Origin of the sequence: Desertibacillus haloalkaliphilus (assembly GCF_019039105.1) — a bacterium.
GTDB classification, from domain to species: domain Bacteria; phylum Bacillota; class Bacilli; order Bacillales; family KJ1-10-99; genus Desertibacillus; species Desertibacillus haloalkaliphilus.
Genome location: NZ_JAHPIV010000003.1, coordinates 97721 through 118331 on the forward strand (window position 1 = coordinate 97721; position 20611 = coordinate 118331).

Sequence of the window (20611 nt, forward strand, 5' to 3'; positions counted from 1 at the left end):
ATCCAATTTTAAACATCGCTTAATGTAAGGAAGTTTCTCTTGCATTTTTTACCGATTGAATTATACTTTTTCTGTGCCGTTTAGATGGTTGAGCTTAATTGGAATAAAGTCATTGAGTTGGCGGTTCCGCTTCGCCGACTGTTGTCGTCGCAAACGGTTAGCACCGTTTTCGGGCTCGCTAAGCTGGGGGATAGCACATTATTGTTTAAAGGCTGTTTGGCTTTGAGGGGGGCAAAAAATACGATGATCATCGTGATTGGTCACGTACATTATAGGGAAAGCTGATAGAATAGAATAACTACTAGAGGTGAAAGCAATGGAATTTTGGTTTACAGAAAAACAAACAGAGCATTTTGGGATCACTGCGAGAGTGAAGCGGACTTTACATACAGAACAAACCGATTTTCAAAAACTAGATGTCGTTGAAACAGAAGAATTCGGAAACATGCTCTTACTTGATGGCATGGTGATGACAACAGAAAAGGATGAGTTCGTCTATCATGAAATGGTCGCCCACGTCCCATTATTTACACACCCGAACCCAAAACAAGTGTTAGTCGTTGGTGGAGGAGACGGTGGTGTGATTCGCGAGGTGTTAAAGCACCCGTCTGTTGAAAAAGCAACGTTAGTTGAGATTGATGGTAAAGTCATTGAGTACTCAAAAAAATATCTACCAACAATCGCAGGAAGCCTTGAGGACCCACGTGTCGAAGTGAAGGTCGCAGATGGGTTTATGCATATTGCAGAAAGTGAAAATGATTATGATGTGATTATGGTCGATTCAACGGAACCGGTAGGTCCGGCAGTAAAACTGTTCGAAAAAGGCTTTTATGAAGGAATCTCGAAGGCGCTGAAAGAGGATGGCATCTTTGTTGCCCAAACGGATAACCCATGGTTCCATTCGGAGCTCGTTGCGCAAGTGTATCAGGATGTAAAAGAGATTTTCCCGATCACAAACATCTATACAGCAAATATTCCGACATACCCAAGCGGATTGTGGACATTTACGATCGGGTCGAAAAAGCATGACCCATTAGCTGTATCTGACGATCGTTTTCATGACATCGAGACGAACTATTATACGAAAGAGATTCACAGCGCTGCGTTTGCGTTGCCGAAATTTGTAGCAGATCTTAAAGAAAACAAATAGGAGAGGAAAGCGAGGGGCTGTTTGATGCGATTTGATGAAGCCTATTCTGGTAATGTCTTTATAATGAGTCATCCGAATTTTGATGAAAGCGAAGCGGTTATCTATGGCATGCCAATGGACTTTACGGCAAGCTTTCGTCCGGGGTCGCGGTTTGGACCAGCGAGAATCCGTGAAGTCTCAATTGGACTTGAAGAGTATAGCCCATACCTTGATCGCCATCTTGAAGACGTCAAATTTTACGACGCCGGTGATATTCCGCTACCATTCGGTAATCCTGGGCGGAGTCTTGATATGATTGAGGAATTCGTTGAGAAAATTATCGCTGCTGGTAAGTTTCCATTAGGGCTTGGCGGTGAGCACCTCGTCTCATGGCCGATTTTTAAAGTCCTTCATAGAAAATACCCTGATGTCGCAGTTATTCATATTGATGCTCATACGGATTTGCGTGAGGAGTATGAAGGGGAGCCATTGTCACATTCAACACCGATTCGAAAAGCGTGTGAGTTGCTTGGTCCAGAAAATGTTTATTCATTTGGAATTCGTTCTGGGATGCGTGAAGAGTTTCAATATGCCAAAGACGTTGGCATGTATTTGGCCAAGTTTGACGTTGTAGAGCCACTTAAAGAGGTCCTGCCAAAACTGTCAGGCCGTGATGTCTATGTAACGATTGATATTGATGTTCTTGACCCTGCCCATGCACCAGGAACAGGCACAGCTGAAGCTGGGGGGATTACGTCAAAAGAGCTGCTTGAAGCAATTACACTGATTGCAAATGCTAATGTCAATGTCGTCGGTGCAGACCTCGTTGAAGTGGCTCCCGCTTATGACCCAACGGAGCAAACACAAATTGCTGCTAGTAAATTTGTTCGCGAAATGCTATTAGGCTGGGTAAAATAAGAGGGGAGGAAAAGCTAACGTTTCTCATATTGAATGGGAGTTAGCTTTTTTTCCTATCTCTTGATTTTTGCTTGCATGAAAGAGCAGGAACCGCTAAACTGATTCATCAGAGACAGAACAATGATTATAGCGTTTTAGCGTGCAAGATCAGTGAAAGGCGTGAGTCGCGTGGAGCAAATCCCGATTCAAGTACATATGACAACCGAAATCAATGACGATGAAAATCGACATGAGCGAATTGTCGTCAAGGCGAACGGAACATTAGTTGAAAAAAATGAAACGGTTTATATACGCTATACCGAAGAAGTTGCCGAAATGGGTGAAGTTCGTAATACGATCAAAGTCAAAGATGATGAAGTCATGATCATTCGCCAAGGCGCGATTGCGATGAAACAGCGTTTTAAATCCGGTAAACAGACGGAGAGCATTTATAAAAGTCGCTACGGAGCAATGGAAATGAAGGCAGACACAGAAGCGGTTGCTTATACGTGGTATAATCAGGAGAAAGTGAGAAAGCTCGTTTTTTCTTATTTGCTGCAATTACAAGGGGAAGATGTCGGGCATTACCTTGTAACATTGAAGATAAAGGAGGATCTATAACAAGATGAATATCGTTGAACAAGTTAAAGAACGATTAAAACAAGAAATTGTTGCTGCCGTGATAAAAGCGGAGCTCGCAACGGAAGACCAAATTCCTGCCGTTAATCTTGAAATTCCAAAAGAAAAATCGCACGGTGATTATGCTAGTAATATGGCGATGCAATTAGCGCGAATTGCGAAAAAAGCACCACGCCAAATCGCTGAAGATATCGTGGCAAACTTTGATAAAGGAAAAGCGTCGATTGAAAAGATTGATATTGCTGGACCTGGTTTTATTAACTTTTACATGGATAACGGCTATTTACGTGATATCGTTACAAACGTTCTGCAAGCAGGCGGTACGTACGGTGAGACAAATGTCGGGAACAACCAGAAAATTCAAGTGGAGTTCGTTTCCGCAAATCCAACGGGGAATCTCCATTTAGGACATGCCCGCGGCGCAGCGGTTGGTGACTCACTTTGTAATATTTTAGATAAAGCAGGCTTTGATGTTGCTCGTGAATATTACATAAATGATGCCGGAAACCAAATTCATAACCTAGCACTTTCGGTTGAAGCGCGTTATTTCCAAGCATTAGGGCTTGAAAAAGAGATGCCTGAAGATGGCTATCACGGCGAAGATATCGTTGGTTTCGGTAAAGAGCTTGCCGAAGAGTATGGCGATAAGTATGTCAATGTTGATGAAGATGAGCGTCTACAATTTTTCCGTGAATACGGGTTAAAGCGAGAGCTTGATAAATTAAAGGATGACTTAAAAGACTTCCGTGTCGAGTTTGATGAGTGGTACTCAGAAACGTCACTATATACGTCTGGAAAAGTTGAAGAAACGTTACAGCTACTTGAAGAGAAAGGCAAGACGTATGACGAAGACGGAGCAAAATGGTTCCGTTCAACAGAGTACGGTGATGATAAAGACCGCGTTTTAATCAAAAATGACGGATCATATACGTACTTAACACCGGACATTGCCTACCACCAAGATAAAATGAACCGTGGCTTTGATAAGCTTATTAACATTTGGGGAGCAGACCACCATGGTTATATCCCACGAATGAGAGCGGCGATTCAAGCGCTTGGCTACGAGGCAGACCAGCTTGATGTTGAAATCATTCAAATGGTGAGCTTGTTCCAAGGCGGAGAAAAAGTAAAAATGAGTAAACGTACAGGAAAGGCGGTTACGCTTCGTGACTTAATGGAAGAAGTGGGGATTGACGCCACTCGTTATTTCTTTGCGATGCGTAGTGCCGACACACATTTAGATTTTGATATGGATCTAGCGGTATCAAAATCAAATGAAAACCCTGTTTATTACGTTCAATATGCACATGCACGTGTATGCAGTATTTTAAGACAAGCCGATGAGATCGGGTTGCAGTATGATGAGAACACAGATTTATCTACAATTTCATCTGAGAAAGAATATGATTTACTAAAAAAACTCGGTGAATTTCCTGAAGCGGTTGCTGAAGCAGCTGAAAAGTATTCACCGCACCGCTTGACGAATTATGTATTTGAATTAGCGGCAACATTGCATAGCTTCTACAATGCAGAACGTGTAATCGACCCTGAAGATAAAGAAAAGAGTCAAGCACGATCAGCGTTAGTCAAAGCGGTGCAAATCACATTACAAAATGCGTTAGACTTAATTGGTGTTGAAGCACCAGAGCGAATGTAACAATGATGAACCTATATTGAAAGAACGGCCAAATCGGATACGGTTTGGCCGTTTTTATAGGTGTCTCATTATGGTGCCTGGCACCTTAGTACCGGTGCCAGGCACCATAATGCAATGAAGGGGAGTAAATAGTGCAACGTAAGGGCATAGTAAAAGTGAAAAAGGAAGTGATAAAACATGCAAGAGACAATATTAGCATTAATTGCAGGGTTACTTGTTGGTTTTATATTTGCGCTCATTAAGCTACCAATTCCTGCACCACCCGCTCTCCCTGGTGTGATTGGGATCATTGGCATATATCTCGGTTATAAGCTCTATCAATGGGTTCTGCCGTTTTTTACAGCTGGCGGTGCGTAAGCTTAAAGAATAATCCAGCGATGAGGTGATCACAGCAATGCCATACGCATATACAGAGGACGCCATTCCAATTTATTATGAGGCTGCTGGCCATGGAGTGCCGATTATCTTTATCCATTCGCCAGCACTAGGTCATGTCGTATTTAAAAAGCAACGTTCGTTAGCGAGTGATAAGCAAGTGATTACCTATGACCTTCGAGGGAACGGCAGAAGCGGTAGTAATGATCAGCCGATGACGATGCCACAATTAACAAAAGACGTTCTTGCAGTATTGAATGATCTTGAGGTAGAACGCGCGGTGATTTGTGGTTATTCAAATGGCTGTTCCGTTGCCCTAGAGTTTGCGCTCTCTTATCCAGAACGAACCGAAGCCGTGATTTTATGTGGTGGTTTTCCTGAAGTGAATAGCTTTTTATTGCAGAATGAATTCAAATTAGGGATTTATACATCACAGCTAAAGGCAGTCGGCCTGCTTGCGAATGTTTTAGCAAAGGCGCATTGTAAGACGAAAGAGTTTGAGCAGGAATTGAGACAATATGTGTTACGTTCAAATCCGAACGTTGTCGCCCAACAGTTTAATGAAGGGCTTCATTACCAATGCACGAACAGGCTAACAGACCTCAAGAAACCACTATTACTTGTTTATGGTCGTTGGGATGTTGTTGTCCCTCACTACCGCAAGCTGTTTCTAGAGAGGGTTGATGATGTTGAGGTTGCTTGGGTCTCCAAGGCAACACACCAAATCCCTACGAAGCATGCGGATGAATTTAATCACATTATTCGTGATTTTATTGAACGGAAAGTTAACGCGTAAATTATCCTCTCAGAAGTCTAAGACCATTAAGAATCACGAGGATGGTACTGCCTTCATGGCCAATGACTCCGAGTGGCAATGAAAGTTGTTGCATAAAATTTGAGGCAAGTAAGAGGACGATTACAGCAATTGAGAAAACAATGTTTTGTTTAATGATACGGTTCATACGCTTTGAGAGCTGAATTGCTTTTGCAATTTTAGCGAGATTATTTTTCATAAGGACAATATCGGCCGTATCGATTGCGACATCGGTGCCGTTACCCATAGCAATTCCGACATTTGCTGTCGCGAGTGCCGGAGCATCATTAATACCATCACCAACCATCGCGACTTTGCGATCAGGGTGTTGTAGCTTTTTGATTTCATTGACCTTTGCTTCTGGTAAACAATTGGCGATGCACTCATCAATTTTCGTTTCCGCTTGGATGGCTCTGGCCGTTTGAGGGTGATCACCGGTAATCATCACGGTTCGGATCTTTGCTTGTTTGAAAGAAGCAATCGCTTCAACGGCTACTTCTCGAACGCGGTCTTTAAGGGCAAGGAGTCCAAGGACGCCATCTCCATTTGCAACATAAACAATTGTTTTCCCTTCTTTTGCAAGCTCACTTGCTTGCTCGGGGAAAAAGTCTTTTACGTCTCGCTCATTGATGAAGTCACGCTTACCAATTCGGTAGGTGTATTTGTCGATAGTAGCTTCAATTCCCCAACCGGTCACATCTTCTACTTTATCAGGTTGCAAGAGTGAAAACGTAGCTTGCTCGTTTGCGTATGCAGTGATCGATTCAGCAAGAGGATGATTCGATTGGCTCTCAATAGAGGAGACAAGTTGGTAAAATTGTTGCGGTTTAACCGATTCAGCTAGCCATACATCGGTAACTTCAGGTGTTCCATTCGTTAGTGTTCCAGTTTTATCGAGGGCAATCGCATCAATGTGAGCGAGATTTTCAAGATGGATCCCCCCTTTAAAAAGAATGCCATTCCGCGCACCATTTGAAATGGCTGATAACGTTGCTGGCATAATCGATGCAACGAGTGCACATGGCGAAGCAACAACGAGCATAACCATCGCGCGATAGAGCGTTTCATTCCAGCTCCAACCGAATAAGTAGTGGGGGAGAAACATCATTAAGGCGACAATGATTAAAACGGTTTTTACATATGGACCTTCAAAGCGTTCGATGAATTGTTGTGAAGGTGATTTTTCTTTTTTTGCCGATTGAACGAGTGTAATAATCTTTTGAAAAAGTGTTTCTGAACTTGGTTTGGTGACATTAACCGTAATCAACCCCTTGCCGTTGACGGTACCTGCAAACACGTCTGCATGCTTTTCTTTTGCTACCGGAACAGGTTCACCGGTGATTGTTGATTCATCAATGGTCGTTTCACCATGAACAATCACACCATCAGCAGGGATCCGTTCACCTGCTTTGACGATAATGTGATCGCCAGCTACTAACTCAGCGACTGCCACGGTTTGTTCTTTGTCATCTTTAATAACGGTTGCCTCTTCAGGTTGCAAATTCATTAATGAAGAGATTTCGTGTTCACTTTTTTGCATCGTATAGGTTTCAAGTGCACCACTAACAGAGAAGATGAAAATTAAAATCGCCCCTTCAACCCAGTAGCCAATCAATGCGGCGCCAATCGCAGCAATAATCATCAGTACTTCGACACTTAACCTTTTCTCATGGATGAGCGTCTCGAGTCCTTCATGTGCTTTATAATATCCACCGATCACATAAGCAGCGAGATATAAAAGTACTGAAAGCGTTGAAAAATCGAATCTCGAAACGATCCAGGCGATGAGCAGTAAAACACCGCTTCCAAGTGCAAATAGGAGTTCAAGATATTGAAATGACGGTTTTTGTCCATGCTGACAGTTCATAAGATCGACCTCCTTATGAGTTAAATGAGAACAACAATCAAGATCATTTTCCCGTATAAATGACAAGAGGGACTGCTCTAAAAGGTTGTAGCCTTTTAGGACAGTCCCTCAGCAATGTTCGAGTGCTTGCCACTGTCAGTGACGAGCCATTGCTAATGGTTGCTATTTGTTTTTAGTTTATCACTGTTACCTCAAGGTTAGAATCACTTTTCGCCTAAATTAAGGAAATTGTCATAAAAGACCGGAAAAGGCGGTGGCGAGTCGCTCTTTGCCACGGTGAACGAGGGAGCGCTGCTCGTATTTTTTCACAGTAAGCTCCTCTGATTTAGTGATGTCATATTCCATTGCTTCAATCACTGTATCAATAAATGACTTATCATAAATAATACAATTTAATTCATGGTCAATAAATAAGCTTCGTTTATCCCAGTTAGCGGTCCCGATATCGCATACTTGTTCATCAATAACAACGGCTTTAGCGTGATAGAACCCATCGTGGAAGTGATAAATTAAGCACCCAGCGGCGAGCATATCTGAGAAATACGGATATGACCCCTCTTTCACTAGCGGATGATCGCTCATTTTTGGGAGAATCAATTTTACCTCAACGCCCCGCTTACAAGCGGCAATCAGCTCACCTTGAAGTTTTTCCCCTGGTATAAAGTATGGCGTACCAATCAAAATGGTTCGCTTTGCTTGCTTGACAAGGTCAAGGAACGTGTCTTCAAGGAAGACTCCATCGGTCGGCAGGATGCGGAGCGGGATGGGGCCTTTTTTAAGCTCAGGATAAATCGTTTCCCCGCGTGGTTCCTCCCCTGTGGCAACCTTCCAGTCCTGTAAAAACTGTTCCTGTAAATCTTGAACGCCATCACCTGCAAGCCTCAGGTGGAAGTCGCGCCAATGCCCATACTTCTTACTACGTCCCACATATTCATCACCAACATTAAAGCCGCCAGTATAGCCGACCTTGCCGTCGATCACCGTGATTTTACGATGGTTTCTTCGGTTTAGTGTAAAAAACAGGAAAGGGAACTTTGGTGGATGTGAATAAGCAAACGTAATTCCCGCCTGTTTTAATTGTCTAACTGTACGTCGCTTGACTCCAGACCCAAACCAATCAACTAATAACCTGACTTCAACACCTTGGTTTACTTTTGCTTTGAGGAGGGTAAATAGGTCATTAGCAAGTTGGTCGTCTTGTACAATATAAAAAAGGATATGAATATGGTGTTTTGCTTCTTCAATATCCGTAAACATCGCTTCAAAAAAATCATTACCATTAGGAAGAAACGTCACATCACCATAACGTGTCTGCTGCGTTGTTTTATTTGCTTCATTTTGTTGCTGTTTCATCCCTAATTTAAAGTCAATTCGTAGCCAGATTACTAGTGCAATGATTAATAAAATGATGACCGTTGTGGCAACCATGGAGACCTCCTTCTATCGTAACTAAGTGAATGCGTCTATATTTTGCCCAAAACGAATAAAGTAATAAGAAAAAAAAGGGGGTTTTTAGAGAAGAAAAAAATTTTTTAAAAAAATGGTCGACTGAATGCTCATTCACCATTTCTTTATGTTATACTGTTTTTAAAAGTTAATATTTTCAAAATTCATAACGTTAGTAATTGTAGGAGGGAGTAAGTTCATAAAGTTGATTAAAGTGATTAGATGAACACCAAGAAGGGGAGAGAAGCGTATCACTTTTTGCAAACGCTTAAATTCCTAGTTTTGATTTGTAAGCGTTATATTTAAGGAGGAGTTGTTGACATGGGAACATTACAGCTAATTAATTTACTAGCATTCCTAGCCATCGTTGCCTATGCGATCTTCTTATTTGCTTCGTTAGTAAAAACTCGTTATGAGTACATTAAACTCGGGCAAAAAGTTGAATTCGATCATACGATGAAGGAACGCTGGGATGCAGTGCTTGTAAATGTCTTCGGACAGAAGAAGCTGATGAAGGATAAGAAGAGTGGAGCGATCCACGTCATGTTCTTCTACGGATTCTTACTCGTACAATTTAGTGCGATTGATGTGATTTGGAAAGGGCTAGCGGTTGGGTCACACTTACCACTCGGTCCGGTTTATCCATATTTCACGTTTTTCCAAGAGATTGTCGTACTAATGATTTTAGTGGCCGTTGTATGGGCCTTTTACCGCCGTTACATTGAAAAGCTTGTCCGCCTAAAACGAGGCTGGAAGAGCGGTCTTGTTCTCATTTTTATTGGTGGATTAATGGTTTCAAAGCTATTTGCCAAAGGGATGGAGAAGGTTTGGCTTGATAAGCCGTTAACAGGGTTCGAACCAGTTGCATCTGCGATTGCCAGTGTATTTGCAGGGATTGGTCCGACAGCTGCAGCTGCAATTTTCTTTGTCTTCTGGTGGATGCACTTATTATTCTTACTTACTTTCCTCGTCTATATTCCACAATCTAAGCACGCGCACTTAATTGCAGGTCCAGCAAACGTCTTCGTTGGACGTACGCATAAGGTTGGTCAGCTTGCTTCGATTGATTTTGAAGATGAAACAAAAGAAGAATTTGGTGTTGGGAAAGTAGAAGACTTTAACCAAAAGCAGTTGCTTGATTTTTACGCCTGTGTGGAATGTGGACGCTGTACAAACATGTGTCCAGCGACAGGTACAGGGAAAATGCTTTCACCGATGGACTTAATCGTCAAAATGCGTGATCATTTAACAGAAAAAGGAGCCGCAGTCACGTCACGCTCGCCATGGATGCCGACATTTGCGTTTAACCATACGAAAGGCAACCAACTGGCGATGCAAGGGGCTGGAAGTGAAGAAGCTGCCGCCGGTTATGACGTTAGCTTGATCGGTGATGTTATTACAGAAGAAGAAATTTGGGCATGTACGACGTGCCGAAACTGTGAAGATCAATGTCCAGTGATGAACGAACACGTTGATAAAATTATTGATTTACGCCGTTATCTCGTTTTAACAGAAGGAAAAATGGACCCAGAGGCACAGCGTGCGATGATGAACATCGAGCGTCAAGGCAACCCTTGGGGGATTAGCCGTAAGGAACGTGAAAACTGGAGAGATGGCCGCGATGATATCCATGTGCCAACGATTAAGGAAGCGAAAAAAGCAGGCGAAGAGTTTGAATACTTGTTCTTTGTTGGCTCAATGGGTTCATATGATAAACGAAGTCAGAAAGTCGCACAGTCCTTAGCGAAAGTTTTAAATGAAGCTGGTGTTACTTTTGCGATTATTGGTAACAAAGAAAAGAACTCAGGGGACACTCCACGACGTATCGGGAATGAATTTTTGTTCCAAGAGCTTGCGACGGCAAACATTGAATTGTTCCAAAAGAACGAAGTGAAAAAGATCGTGACAATCGATCCGCATGCGTACAATACGTTTAAAAATGAGTACCCTGAATTCGGGTTAGAGGACGTTGAAGTCTATCACCATACCGAATTACTTGATAAGTTGATTAAAGAAGGTAAAATCACACCGAAGTATGAAGTCAATGAGACAATCACATACCATGACTCTTGTTATTTAGGCCGTTACAACGAAGTGTATGAACCGCCACGCGAGATTTTAAAAGCGATTCCAGGTGTGAACATCGTTGAAATGGACCGTAACCGTGAAAACGGGATGTGCTGTGGTGCCGGTGGTGGCATGATGTGGACAGAAGAAGATGCTGGTGAGCGTATTAATGTGGCACGAACAGAGCAAGCACTTGAAGCGAATCCGACAATGATCGGAAGCGGCTGTCCATACTGCTTAACGATGTTAAGTGACGGTACGAAAGCAAAAGAAGTTGAAGATGACATTTCAACTCTTGATATTGTAGAAATTTTAGAAAAGTCTTTAATTAAAAAGGAAACGGAAGTCGTTTCGTAGAACCTAAGCTATGATTGCTGTTGAATCTTGTCGTTCGGGCTTTATCGGAAGTCATAAATAAAGCCCGAATATTGGAGCTGGTTGTTAAAGTTAACTAAGGTCACTGATCTTTTTTTAAAAACTAACCTGAGCGAGCGTTCGATCGATAGTTTGATTGACGTGAATTCTCAGAAATGACATGGAGAGAGGGAGGCTTTTCGAATGACAAAATCAGTCATTGTTGCTGGAGCAAGAACACCATTTGGAAAATTTGGAGGCGCACTAAGCTCGTTTAAAGCTGCAGAGCTTGGTGGGATCGCGATTAAGGAGGCACTAGTACGCGCAGGTGTGAAACCTGATCAAGTCGATGAACTGATCATGGGGAGTGTTCTCCAAGGCGGTCAAGGGCAAATTCCTTCGCGTCAAGCAAGCCGTTATGCAGGCTTACCTTGGGACGTACAAACAGAAACAATTAACAAAGTTTGTGCTTCTGGTTTAAGAAGTGTAACACTTGCCGACCAAATTATTCGTGCGGGAGATAGTGAAGTCATCGTTGCTGGTGGAATGGAGTCGATGAGTAATGCCCCATACTTCTTACCAAATGCACGCTGGGGCTTGCGAATGGGCGACAGTCAAGTGAAGGATTTGATGACTCATGATGGTTTAACGTGTTCGTTCGAAGGTGTGCATATGGGCACATATGGAAACAGTGTCGCTGACGAATATGAGCTCACGCGTGAAGAGCAGGATGAGTGGTCATACCGTAGCCATGAGCGAGCGTTAAAAGCGATTGATGAAGGTAGATTCAGTGATGAAATCGTTGCTGTTGAAGTCCCACAACGAAAAGGTGAACCAATCACAGTTGAGCATGATGAAGCACCAAGACGTGGCACGTCAGCGGAAAGCCTTTCTAAATTAAAGCCTGTGTTTGGCAAAGATGGCACAATTACAGCTGGTAATGCCCCAGGTGTTAATGATGGTGCAGGTGCAGTCGTCTTAATGAGCGAGGAACGTGCGAACAAAGAGGGCAAAGAGCCACTTGCAACGATTCTCGGGCATACAGCGATTGCGATTGAAGCGAGCAGCTTCCCGAAGACGCCAGGCCTTGTCATTAATAAATTATTAGAGAAAACAGGGAAGTCATTAGAAGAGATTGATTTATTTGAAGTCAACGAAGCATTTGCTGCTGTAGCATTAGCAAGTGGTAAAATCGCCGAACTTGATCCTGAAAAAGTCAATGTAAACGGAGGAGCTGTAGCTCTTGGACACCCAATTGGTGCAAGCGGAACAAGAATCATCCTCACCCTTGCCCACGAATTAAAACGCCGCGGCGGCGGCATCGGCATCGCCTCCATCTGCTCAGGCGGCGGCCAAGGCGACGCAATTATGATTGAAGTGAAATAGGGAAGTTGGAAAGTGGAAAGTGGAAAGTAGTTAGTTGTTAGTAGTTAGTTGGTTAGGAATTAGTAAAACCTGAGCGGGCACTTGCAAAAGGGGAAACGTCACAAAGTTCGTGGTCACCTAAAAAAGGGTAGAGAACGTGAGGGAGTTCCGCAAACAGTTGCTAAACTGTTTGCACCGACGGCGGTCGGTGTAGTGGAAGTGAAGCAGTGGCGTGGTAAGCCCGATCTTGGCTTACCAAAGACCACGAATTCACATCCACGTAACGGAACGCACTCACCCCCTCATCCAACAGCTATTTAACGGTAACTAACCAACTAATAACTATCAAACTATGACAACGCTTACTAAATATATAAAGAAAATAAATGCGATGAGTGGAGGAATGAAACAATGAATATTAAAACCGTAATGGTCATCGGAGCAGGACAAATGGGATCAGGTATCGCCCAAGTAAACGCCATGTCAGGCTATCAAGTCTACCTACACGACCTAAAAGACGAACTAGTAGAACGCGGTCTCAACACAATCACAAAAAACCTCGATCGCCAAGTGAAAAAAGAACGCATGACAGAAACAGAAAAAACAGACACCCTAGCACGCATCACACCATCAACAGACCTAAATAACGCAAAAAACGTAGACCTAGTGATTGAAGCTGCTATTGAAAACATGGAAATTAAATCAAAACTCTTTTCTGACCTCGACGAACTTGCACCCGAGCATGCCATTTTAGCAACGAACACATCTTCACTACCAATTACAGAAATTGCAGCAGCAACGAATCGTCCAGAAAAAGTCATCGGGATGCACTTTATGAACCCAGTACCAGTGATGAAACTAGTCGAAGTTATCCGCGGCTTAGCAACCACTGATGAAGTTTATAACACGATTGAAGATATGTCTAAAAGCCTTAACAAAGTACCCGTTGAAGTCAATGACTTCCCAGGATTTGTTTCAAACCGAATTCTTTTGCCAATGATTAACGAAGCGATTTATGCCGTATATGAAGGCGTTGCCAAGCCAGAGGCGATCGATGAAGTAATGAAACTCGGTATGAATCACCCAATGGGACCACTGACACTTGCTGATTTTATCGGTTTAGATACATGTCTCTACATTATGGAGACTTTACATGATGGTCTTGGTGACGATAAATACCGTCCATGTCCATTACTTCGTAAGTACGTAAAAGCAGGTTGGTTAGGAAAGAAATCAGGCCGCGGCTTCTATCAATATAGCTAAACATCAAGAGACATCGAAAGGGTGGAGTGAGAGAGAATGAATTTGACATTTACAGAAGAACAACAAATGATGCGTAAAATGGTTCGTGATTTTGCCGAAGAGCAAATTGCCCCACATATTGAAACAATGGAGGGAACCGACCAATTCCCAATTGAGATTGTCAAACAGATGGGGGAGCTTGGCTTGATGGGGATTCCGATAGCTGAAGAACACGGTGGCTCTGGAATGGATTTTACGTCGTATATTATTGCGATTAATGAGTTATCAAAGGTGAGTGCAACAATTGGTGTGATTTTATCGGTGCACACATCCGTCGGGACCAATCCGATTCTATACTTTGGGAATGAAGAGCAAAAGAAAAAATATGTGACAAAGCTAGCGAGCGGTGAGTATTTAGGTGCGTTTGGGCTAACGGAACCAGGCGCTGGATCAGATGCTGCTAGCTTGCGGACAACAGCTGTTAAACAAGGTGACCATTACATTTTAAATGGTTCAAAGATCTTTATTACTAACGCTGAAGTTGCTGATACGTATATTGTCTTTGCAGTCACTGACGCTGAAGCGGGTTCACGAGGAATTTCTGCATTTATCGTTGAGAAGGACACTCCTGGCTTTACGGTCGGAAAAAAAGAGAAAAAGATGGGCTTACATGGTTCAAATACGAATGAGCTCATTTTCGATCAAGCCAAAGTGCCTCAAGAGAACTTACTTGGTAATGAAGGCGAAGGGTTTAAAATTGCGATGGCTAACCTTGATGTTGGACGCATCGGCATCGCTGCACAAGCATTAGGGATTGCTGAAGCGGCACTTGAGGCTGCAACCAATTATGCAAAAGAGCGCAAACAGTTTGGTAAACCAATCGGTGCTCAGCAAGGATTAGGATTTAAACTTGCTGATATGGCGACAAAGGTTGAGGCGGCTAGGTTGCTTGTTTACCGAGCTGCAAACTTGCGTGAACAAGGTAAGCCGTGTGGTCAAGAGGCATCAATGGCTAAGTTGTTTGCGTCACGCACCGCGGTTGAAGTGGCGATTGAAGCCGTCCAAGTATACGGTGGCTACGGCTACACAAAAGAATACCCAGTGGAACGCTATTTCCGAGATGCGAAAATCACTGAAATCTATGAAGGCACAAGTGAGATTCAGAGAATTGTCATTAACAAACGCTTGCTAGCCGATTAATCGTAAGCCCAGTCCACAGCTAAGCTAATGTCTGTCAATTGAAGCTTCACCCTTGTTCATAGTCTATACACGACCTGATTCTTGATTCTAAAACGATTTCTAAAGGAAATGAAATAAATAATAAAAAAGAGTGGGAGAGATGAGCAATGAATTTTAATTTAACCGAAGAACAAGAAATGATAAGAAAAATGGTCCGGGACTTTGCTAAAAATGAAGTTGAACCAACAGCAGAAGCACGAGATGAAGAAGAGCGCTTTGATCGACAAATCTTTGATCAAATGGCGGAACTCGGTTTAACGGGGATTCCGTGGCCGGAAGAGTATGGTGGAATTGGTGCAGACTATGTTAGCTATGTGATTGCAGTTGAAGAATTATCACGCGTTTGTGCATCAACGGGGGTAACGTTATCGGCACACCTTTCACTTGCGAGCTGGCCGATCTTTAAATATGGTACTGAAGAGCAAAAACACAAGTTTTTACGTCCATTAGCAGAAGGGAAGAAAATCGGTGCGTATGGCTTAACAGAGCCAGGCTCAGGTTCTGATGCAGCTGCAATGAAAACGACGGCTAAACTTGATGGAGATTCTTATGTTTTGAATGGATCCAAGATCTTTATTACCAACGGTGGGATTGCTGATATTTATGTTGTCTTTGCAGTCACTGACCCAGAGGCGCGCCATAAAGGTGTAAGTGCCTTTATCGTTGAAGCAGATACACCTGGATTTTCTGTTGGTAAAAAAGAAAAGAAACTAGGAATTCGTTCATCTCCAACAACTGAAATCATTATGGAAGATTGCCGCGTTCCTGTTGGAAATCGTCTTGGTGAAGAAGGGGACGGCTTTAAAGTAGCAATGACAACACTTGATGGTGGTCGTAATGGAATTGCAGCTCAGGCGCTTGGAATTGCACAAGGAGCTCTTGATGCCTCGATTGACTATGCAAAAGAACGTAAGCAATTTGGTAAGCCCATCGGTGCAAACCAAGGGATCGGCTTTAAATTAGCGGATATGGCAACAAAGATTGAAGCCTCTCGCTTATTAACGTACCAAGCCGCTTGGAATGAAAGCCAAGGTGTACCATACGGCAAGGAGTCTGCAATGTCAAAACTATTTGCTGGTGACACAGCAATGGAAGTGACGACAGAAGCTGTGCAAGTCTTTGGTGGTTATGGTTATACGAAGGACTACCCAGTTGAGCGTTATATGCGTGATGCAAAAATCACTCAAATCTATGAAGGAACAAACGAAATTCAACGCCTTGTTATCTCCAAGATGCTTTTAGCTGACTAGGAAAGTAGTTTATAATAGTTGCTAGTGCCAAGGGGCCCTTTCGTCCATCTGGTTGACGGGGTCTCACGTAGCGACTATAAAACTTAATGGGAGAGAGGTATTCTCTGTTGAAGAAAAAGAAAGTACCTTCGATGGTAAAAGATCAGCAATTAATTAAAAAACGACGTGAACAGATGATTAAAGGTGCAGTGACCCTGTTTAAGCAAAAAGGCTTTCACCGTACGACAACACGAGAAATTGCCAAAGAGTCAGGTTTTAGCATCGGAACGTTGTATGAATATATAGGTTCAAAAGAAGATGTGTTGTACTTAGTCTGTGATTCGATCTATGAGCAAGTGCGCGATCGTCTTCAGCAATATTTACAAACAACAGAACAGGCAGGCATGGATCGCTTAAAACTAGCGATTGCGTCTTTCTTTAAAGTCGTAGATGAAATGCAAGATGAGGTACTAGTCATGTACCAGGAAGCAAAGTCATTACCGAAGGAAGCGCTTCCGTATGTGCTTGAAAAAGATATTGAAATGACAGAAATGATGGAACAGATCATTAATGACTGTGTCGAGCAAGGCCTTCTCGAATTGTCTGCGCAAGAGGTGAAGCTTGTTGCTAACAATATCATTATCCAAGGCCATATGTGGACATTCCGTCGCTGGATTTTACAAAAATTATATACAATCGAAGAGTATACCGAACTTCAGATTGAGCAGCTATTACAAGGGATCGACATGGATAAGAGTAAAAGCTAGATTCGATAAATAGCCCACATATCTAGTGGGAATTTCAGGAGGAGGAATAAGATGGAAACGGTTGAGATTTATCGTCCGAAAAATCACGTTCGTTTTGTAACCGCTTCAAGTTTATTTGATGGTCATGATGCTTCGATTAATATTATGAGACGGATCATTCAAGCGAGTGGAGCAGAGGTAATCCACTTAGGCCATAACCGCTCAGTTGAAGACATCGTCAATGCTGCGATTCAAGAGGATGTTCAAGGAATCGCAATCTCATCCTATCAAGGCGGGCATGTTGAGTTTTTCAAATATTGCTACGACCTTTTACAAGAAAGAGGTGCAGGTCACATCCGTATATACGGCGGTGGCGGTGGAGTTATTATTCCCGCGGAAATAAAAGAACTGCATGACTATGGGGTTGCCCGAATTTTTTCTCCTGAAGATGGACGAAAGAACGGTCTGCAAGGGATGATCAACCGAATGATTGAGGAGTGCGATTATCCAACGGTGAAGGATTTATCCAATGAGGTTGATGAGCTTAAAAATAGAAACGTTCGTGCGGTAGCTCGTTTTATTACACTAGCTGAGCAGCAAGCACAATCGGCTAAAGAAACAGCGGCAACACTTGAAGAAACGCTTGATCAATTAAAAGGGATGACAACCGATGTACCGGTTCTTGGGATTACTGGAACGGGTGGTGCCGGAAAAAGTTCGTTAACGGATGAGCTTGTACGTCGTTTCTTAAATGAATTTGAGGATAAGACGGTAGCGATCCTTTCGATTGACCCGACGAAACAAAAAACCGGTGGGGCGTTATTAGGGGACCGTATCCGCATGAACTCAATTAATACACCACGTGTGTTTATGCGTAGTTTAGCGACACGTGGATCACGTACAGAAGTATCGGAAAGTATTAAAGATGCGATTGAAGTGGCAAAAGCGGCTGGTTATGACTTAATCATTGTTGAAACGAGCGGGATTGGCCAAGGCGACGCACAAATTACTGAAGTTTCTGATGTTTCGATGTATGTGATGACAAGCGAATTCGGGGCCCCGTCACAGCTTGAAAAGATCGACATGATCGACTTTGCTGATTTAATTGCAATCAATAAATTTGAGCGTAAAGGCTCAGAAGATGCTCTCCGTGATGTTCGCAAGCAGTATCAACGCAGCCGCAACTTGTTCCATACAGATCCGAATGAAATGCCTGTTTATGGAACGATTGCGAGTCAGTTCAATGACTTAGGCACGAATACATTGTTTGCAGCCCTTGTCAAAACGATTAATGAAAAATGTGGGACTGATTGGGAGACGAATCTTGAGACAACGAAAGATGTTGTCAAGAAGAACATGATCATTCCACCGGAACAAACACAATATTTACGTGACATTGTGCAAACCGTACGTAATTATAAAAAATTCACGGATGAACAAGTGACGATCGCTCGAAAGATTTATCAAGTTACAGGCACGATTGCCGCGCTAAAAGAGACGGACAATGCCGATGAATCTGTAGTTGAGCAACTTGAAAGCGTGAAAGCTCATTACGAAACAAAACTCCATCCTGAAGCAAAAGCAATCCTTGATAATTGGGATACGTTAAAAGAGCAGTATGCAGGCGATACATTTGTAACAAAAATTCGTGACAAAGAGATTGTTACAGAATTGACGACGGAAAGCCTATCAGGGTTAAAGGTGCCGAAAGTCGCTTTACCGAAGTTTGAGGATTGGGGCGAGATTTTAAGATGGTCGATGGCTGAAAATGTTCCAGGTTCATTCCCATATACAGCTGGTGTATTCCCGTTCAAGCGTAAAGGGGAAGATCCGAAGCGTCAGTTTGCTGGAGAAGGAACACCAGAGCGAACGAATCGCCGTTTCCACTATTTATCGAAGGATGATGATGCAAAGCGTTTAAGTACAGCCTTTGATTCTGTAACACTTTATGGTGAAGACCCAGATTACCGCCCTGACATTTACGGAAAAGTCGGTGAGAGTGGTGTCAGCATTTGTACGTTAGATGACATGAAAAAGCTTTATGCAGGCTTTGATCTTTGTGCACCGTCAACATCGGTATCGATGACGATCAATGGCCCAGCCCCAATTATTTTAGCGATGTTTATGAACACGGCAATTGATCAGCAAATCGATATGTTTGAACGTGAACAAGGTCGTCGCGCTACGGACGAAGAGAAGGCTGATATTAAAGCAAAGACGTTATCAACGGTTCGTGGTACCGTTCAGGCTGATATTTTAAAAGAAGACCAAGGACAAAACACGTGCATTTTCTCAACGGAATTTGCGTTACGTCTCATGGGTGATATTCAGCAGTACTTTATTGATAACGAAGTCCGTAACTACTATTCGGTTTCGATCTCAGGCTATCATATCGCTGAAGCTGGAGCGAACCCGATCAGTCAGCTCGCGTTTACGCTTGCGAATGGTTTTACGTACGTAGAGTACTATTTAAGTCGTGGTATGGACATTAACGATTTTGCACCGAACTTATCGTTCTTCTTTAGTAATGGACTTGACCCAGAATACTCGGTACTAGGACGTGTGGCACGTCGCATTTGGGCTACGGTGATGAAAAACAAGTACAATGCCAATTCGCGTAGTCAGAAGCTAAAGTACCATATCCAAACGTCTGGACGTTCCTTGCACGCTCAAGAGATGGACTTTAATGATATTCGTACGACACTTCAAGCGTTAATGGCGATTTATGATAACTGTAACTCTTTGCACACGAACGCTTATGATGAAGCCGTGACAACACCAACGGAAGAATCAGTTCGTCGCGCGATGGCGATTCAAATGATTATTACAAAAGAGTTAGGGCTAGCGAAAAATGAAAACTCACTACAAGGCTCATTTGTTATTGAAGAGCTAACAGACTTAGTTGAAGAGGCTGTGCTTCAAGAGCTTGAGCGCATGAATGACCGTGGTGGCGTATTAGGGGCAATGGAAACGCAATACCAGCGCGGAAAAATTCAAGAAGAATCGATGTATTATGAAATGAAGAAGCATAGTGGTGAGCTACCGATTATCGGTGTGAACACGTACGAAAATCCAAACCCTCCATCTGAGGAAGAGTTTGAGATGGAACTTGCCCGTGCTTCGAAGGAAGAAAAAGAGCAGCAAATTGCGAATCTGCGTGCTTTCCAAGAGCGTCACAAGGAAGAAGCGCCAGAAGCATTAAAGCGCCTGCAAGAAGCTGCTGTAAGCGGCGGAAACATCTTCGAGGAGCTTATGGATGCGGTCCGAGTCGCAAGTCTTGGCCAAATCACAACAGCCCTTTACCGTGTTGGCGGTCAATATCGTCGTAACATGTAACGTAGGAAAGCTAGGGTTGGGCTAAAACTAGTTAAACTAGGCTGGGACAAAAGGTGAAAACCAACCTTTTGTCCCAGCTTCTTTTGCTGTGGCATGTAGGAGAGGGTGGATCTAAGTGTCTACCTTGGTGTGTGAGGGACGAAAAAAGGGCCTGAGTGTCCGCAAGAGAGTAGGAGCGGACTGAGGATCCCTTATTGTGTGTAAAAAGA

General features: G+C 43.0%; 16 protein-coding genes. 14 read left to right on the forward strand and 2 right to left on the reverse strand.

The window, feature by feature from the left end; all coding sequences use genetic code 11:
• The first annotated feature begins 316 nt into the window (after positions 1-316).
• From speE to KH400_RS04460, 6 genes are all read left to right on the forward strand, one after another.
• The gene (speE, locus tag KH400_RS04435) at positions 317-1150 is read left to right on the forward strand and encodes a polyamine aminopropyltransferase (RefSeq protein ID WP_217222300.1); all 834 of its coding nucleotides are present in this window, start codon (positions 317-319) and stop codon (positions 1148-1150) included.
• Between the two features lie 24 nt (positions 1151-1174).
• On the forward strand, positions 1175-2047 hold the full coding sequence (speB, locus tag KH400_RS04440) for an agmatinase (RefSeq protein ID WP_217222302.1): 873 nt from the start codon (positions 1175-1177) through the stop codon (positions 2045-2047).
• A 150-nt stretch (positions 2048-2197) separates the two neighbouring features.
• Positions 2198-2647: a YwiB family protein gene (locus KH400_RS04445; protein ID WP_217222304.1), complete on the forward strand. Its 450-nt coding sequence runs from the start codon at positions 2198-2200 to the stop codon at positions 2645-2647.
• A gap of 4 nt (positions 2648-2651) precedes the next feature.
• Positions 2652-4322: an arginine--tRNA ligase gene (gene argS, locus KH400_RS04450; RefSeq protein ID WP_217222307.1), complete on the forward strand. Its 1671-nt coding sequence runs from the start codon at positions 2652-2654 to the stop codon at positions 4320-4322.
• A 177-nt stretch (positions 4323-4499) separates the two neighbouring features.
• Positions 4500-4679, forward strand: a complete 180-nt coding sequence (locus KH400_RS04455) for a XapX domain-containing protein (RefSeq protein ID WP_217222309.1) — start codon at positions 4500-4502, stop codon at positions 4677-4679.
• Positions 4680-4716: 37 nt separating this feature from the next.
• Positions 4717-5493, forward strand: coding sequence for an alpha/beta fold hydrolase (locus tag KH400_RS04460; protein ID WP_217222311.1), 777 nt, complete (start codon positions 4717-4719; stop codon positions 5491-5493).
• 1 nt (position 5494) lies between these two features.
• Here KH400_RS04460 and KH400_RS04465 read toward each other — a convergent pair whose 3' ends face one another.
• Positions 5495-7378, reverse strand: coding sequence for a heavy metal translocating P-type ATPase (locus KH400_RS04465; protein ID WP_217222313.1), 1884 nt, complete (start codon positions 7376-7378; stop codon positions 5495-5497).
• Between the two features lie 231 nt (positions 7379-7609).
• Positions 7610-8806, reverse strand: coding sequence for a cardiolipin synthase (gene cls, locus KH400_RS04470; RefSeq protein ID WP_217222315.1), 1197 nt, complete (start codon positions 8804-8806; stop codon positions 7610-7612).
• Between the two features lie 339 nt (positions 8807-9145).
• On the opposite strand from cls, the gene KH400_RS04475 reads away from it, so the two are divergent.
• From KH400_RS04475 to icmF, 8 genes are all read left to right on the forward strand, one after another.
• Positions 9146-11248: a heterodisulfide reductase-related iron-sulfur binding cluster gene (locus tag KH400_RS04475; protein WP_217222317.1), complete on the forward strand. Its 2103-nt coding sequence runs from the start codon at positions 9146-9148 to the stop codon at positions 11246-11248.
• 201 nt (positions 11249-11449) lie between these two features.
• Positions 11450-12631, forward strand: coding sequence for an acetyl-CoA C-acetyltransferase (locus KH400_RS04480; protein WP_217222319.1), 1182 nt, complete (start codon positions 11450-11452; stop codon positions 12629-12631).
• Positions 12632-12712: 81 nt separating this feature from the next.
• The gene (locus tag KH400_RS04485) at positions 12713-12931 is read left to right on the forward strand and encodes a hypothetical protein (RefSeq protein ID WP_217222321.1); all 219 of its coding nucleotides are present in this window, start codon (positions 12713-12715) and stop codon (positions 12929-12931) included.
• Positions 12932-13021: 90 nt separating this feature from the next.
• Positions 13022-13873: a 3-hydroxybutyryl-CoA dehydrogenase gene (locus tag KH400_RS04490; protein ID WP_217222323.1), complete on the forward strand. Its 852-nt coding sequence runs from the start codon at positions 13022-13024 to the stop codon at positions 13871-13873.
• 36 nt (positions 13874-13909) lie between these two features.
• Positions 13910-15052, forward strand: a complete 1143-nt coding sequence (locus tag KH400_RS04495) for an acyl-CoA dehydrogenase (protein ID WP_217222325.1) — start codon at positions 13910-13912, stop codon at positions 15050-15052.
• 146 nt (positions 15053-15198) lie between these two features.
• Positions 15199-16341, forward strand: a complete 1143-nt coding sequence (locus KH400_RS04500) for an acyl-CoA dehydrogenase (RefSeq protein ID WP_217222327.1) — start codon at positions 15199-15201, stop codon at positions 16339-16341.
• 107 nt (positions 16342-16448) lie between these two features.
• Positions 16449-17087 carry a TetR/AcrR family transcriptional regulator gene (locus KH400_RS04505; RefSeq protein WP_217222329.1) on the forward strand — a complete coding sequence of 213 codons (639 nt, stop codon included), beginning with the start codon at positions 16449-16451 and terminating at the stop codon, positions 17085-17087.
• A gap of 51 nt (positions 17088-17138) precedes the next feature.
• Entirely contained in the window at positions 17139-20402 is a 3264-nt protein-coding gene (icmF, locus tag KH400_RS04510) for a fused isobutyryl-CoA mutase/GTPase IcmF (RefSeq protein WP_217222331.1), read from the forward strand.
• Positions 20403-20611: the final 209 nt, after the last annotated feature.

Coding starts and splice junctions, on each gene's coding strand:
- speE (WP_217222300.1), top strand. CDS start 317: ATGGAATTTTGGTTTACAGAAAAACAAACAGAGCATTTTGGGATCACT.
- speB (WP_217222302.1), top strand. CDS start 1,175: ATGCGATTTGATGAAGCCTATTCTGGTAATGTCTTTATAATGAGTCAT.
- argS (WP_217222307.1), top strand. CDS start 2,652: ATGAATATCGTTGAACAAGTTAAAGAACGATTAAAACAAGAAATTGTT.
- KH400_RS04455 (WP_217222309.1), top strand. CDS start 4,500: ATGCAAGAGACAATATTAGCATTAATTGCAGGGTTACTTGTTGGTTTT.
- KH400_RS04460 (WP_217222311.1), top strand. CDS start 4,717: ATGCCATACGCATATACAGAGGACGCCATTCCAATTTATTATGAGGCT.
- KH400_RS04465 (WP_217222313.1), bottom strand. CDS start 7,378: ATGAACTGTCAGCATGGACAAAAACCGTCATTTCAATATCTTGAACTC.
- cls (WP_217222315.1), bottom strand. CDS start 8,806: ATGGTTGCCACAACGGTCATCATTTTATTAATCATTGCACTAGTAATC.
- KH400_RS04475 (WP_217222317.1), top strand. CDS start 9,146: ATGGGAACATTACAGCTAATTAATTTACTAGCATTCCTAGCCATCGTT.
- KH400_RS04480 (WP_217222319.1), top strand. CDS start 11,450: ATGACAAAATCAGTCATTGTTGCTGGAGCAAGAACACCATTTGGAAAA.
- KH400_RS04490 (WP_217222323.1), top strand. CDS start 13,022: ATGAATATTAAAACCGTAATGGTCATCGGAGCAGGACAAATGGGATCA.
- KH400_RS04495 (WP_217222325.1), top strand. CDS start 13,910: ATGAATTTGACATTTACAGAAGAACAACAAATGATGCGTAAAATGGTT.
- KH400_RS04500 (WP_217222327.1), top strand. CDS start 15,199: ATGAATTTTAATTTAACCGAAGAACAAGAAATGATAAGAAAAATGGTC.
- icmF (WP_217222331.1), top strand. CDS start 17,139: ATGGAAACGGTTGAGATTTATCGTCCGAAAAATCACGTTCGTTTTGTA.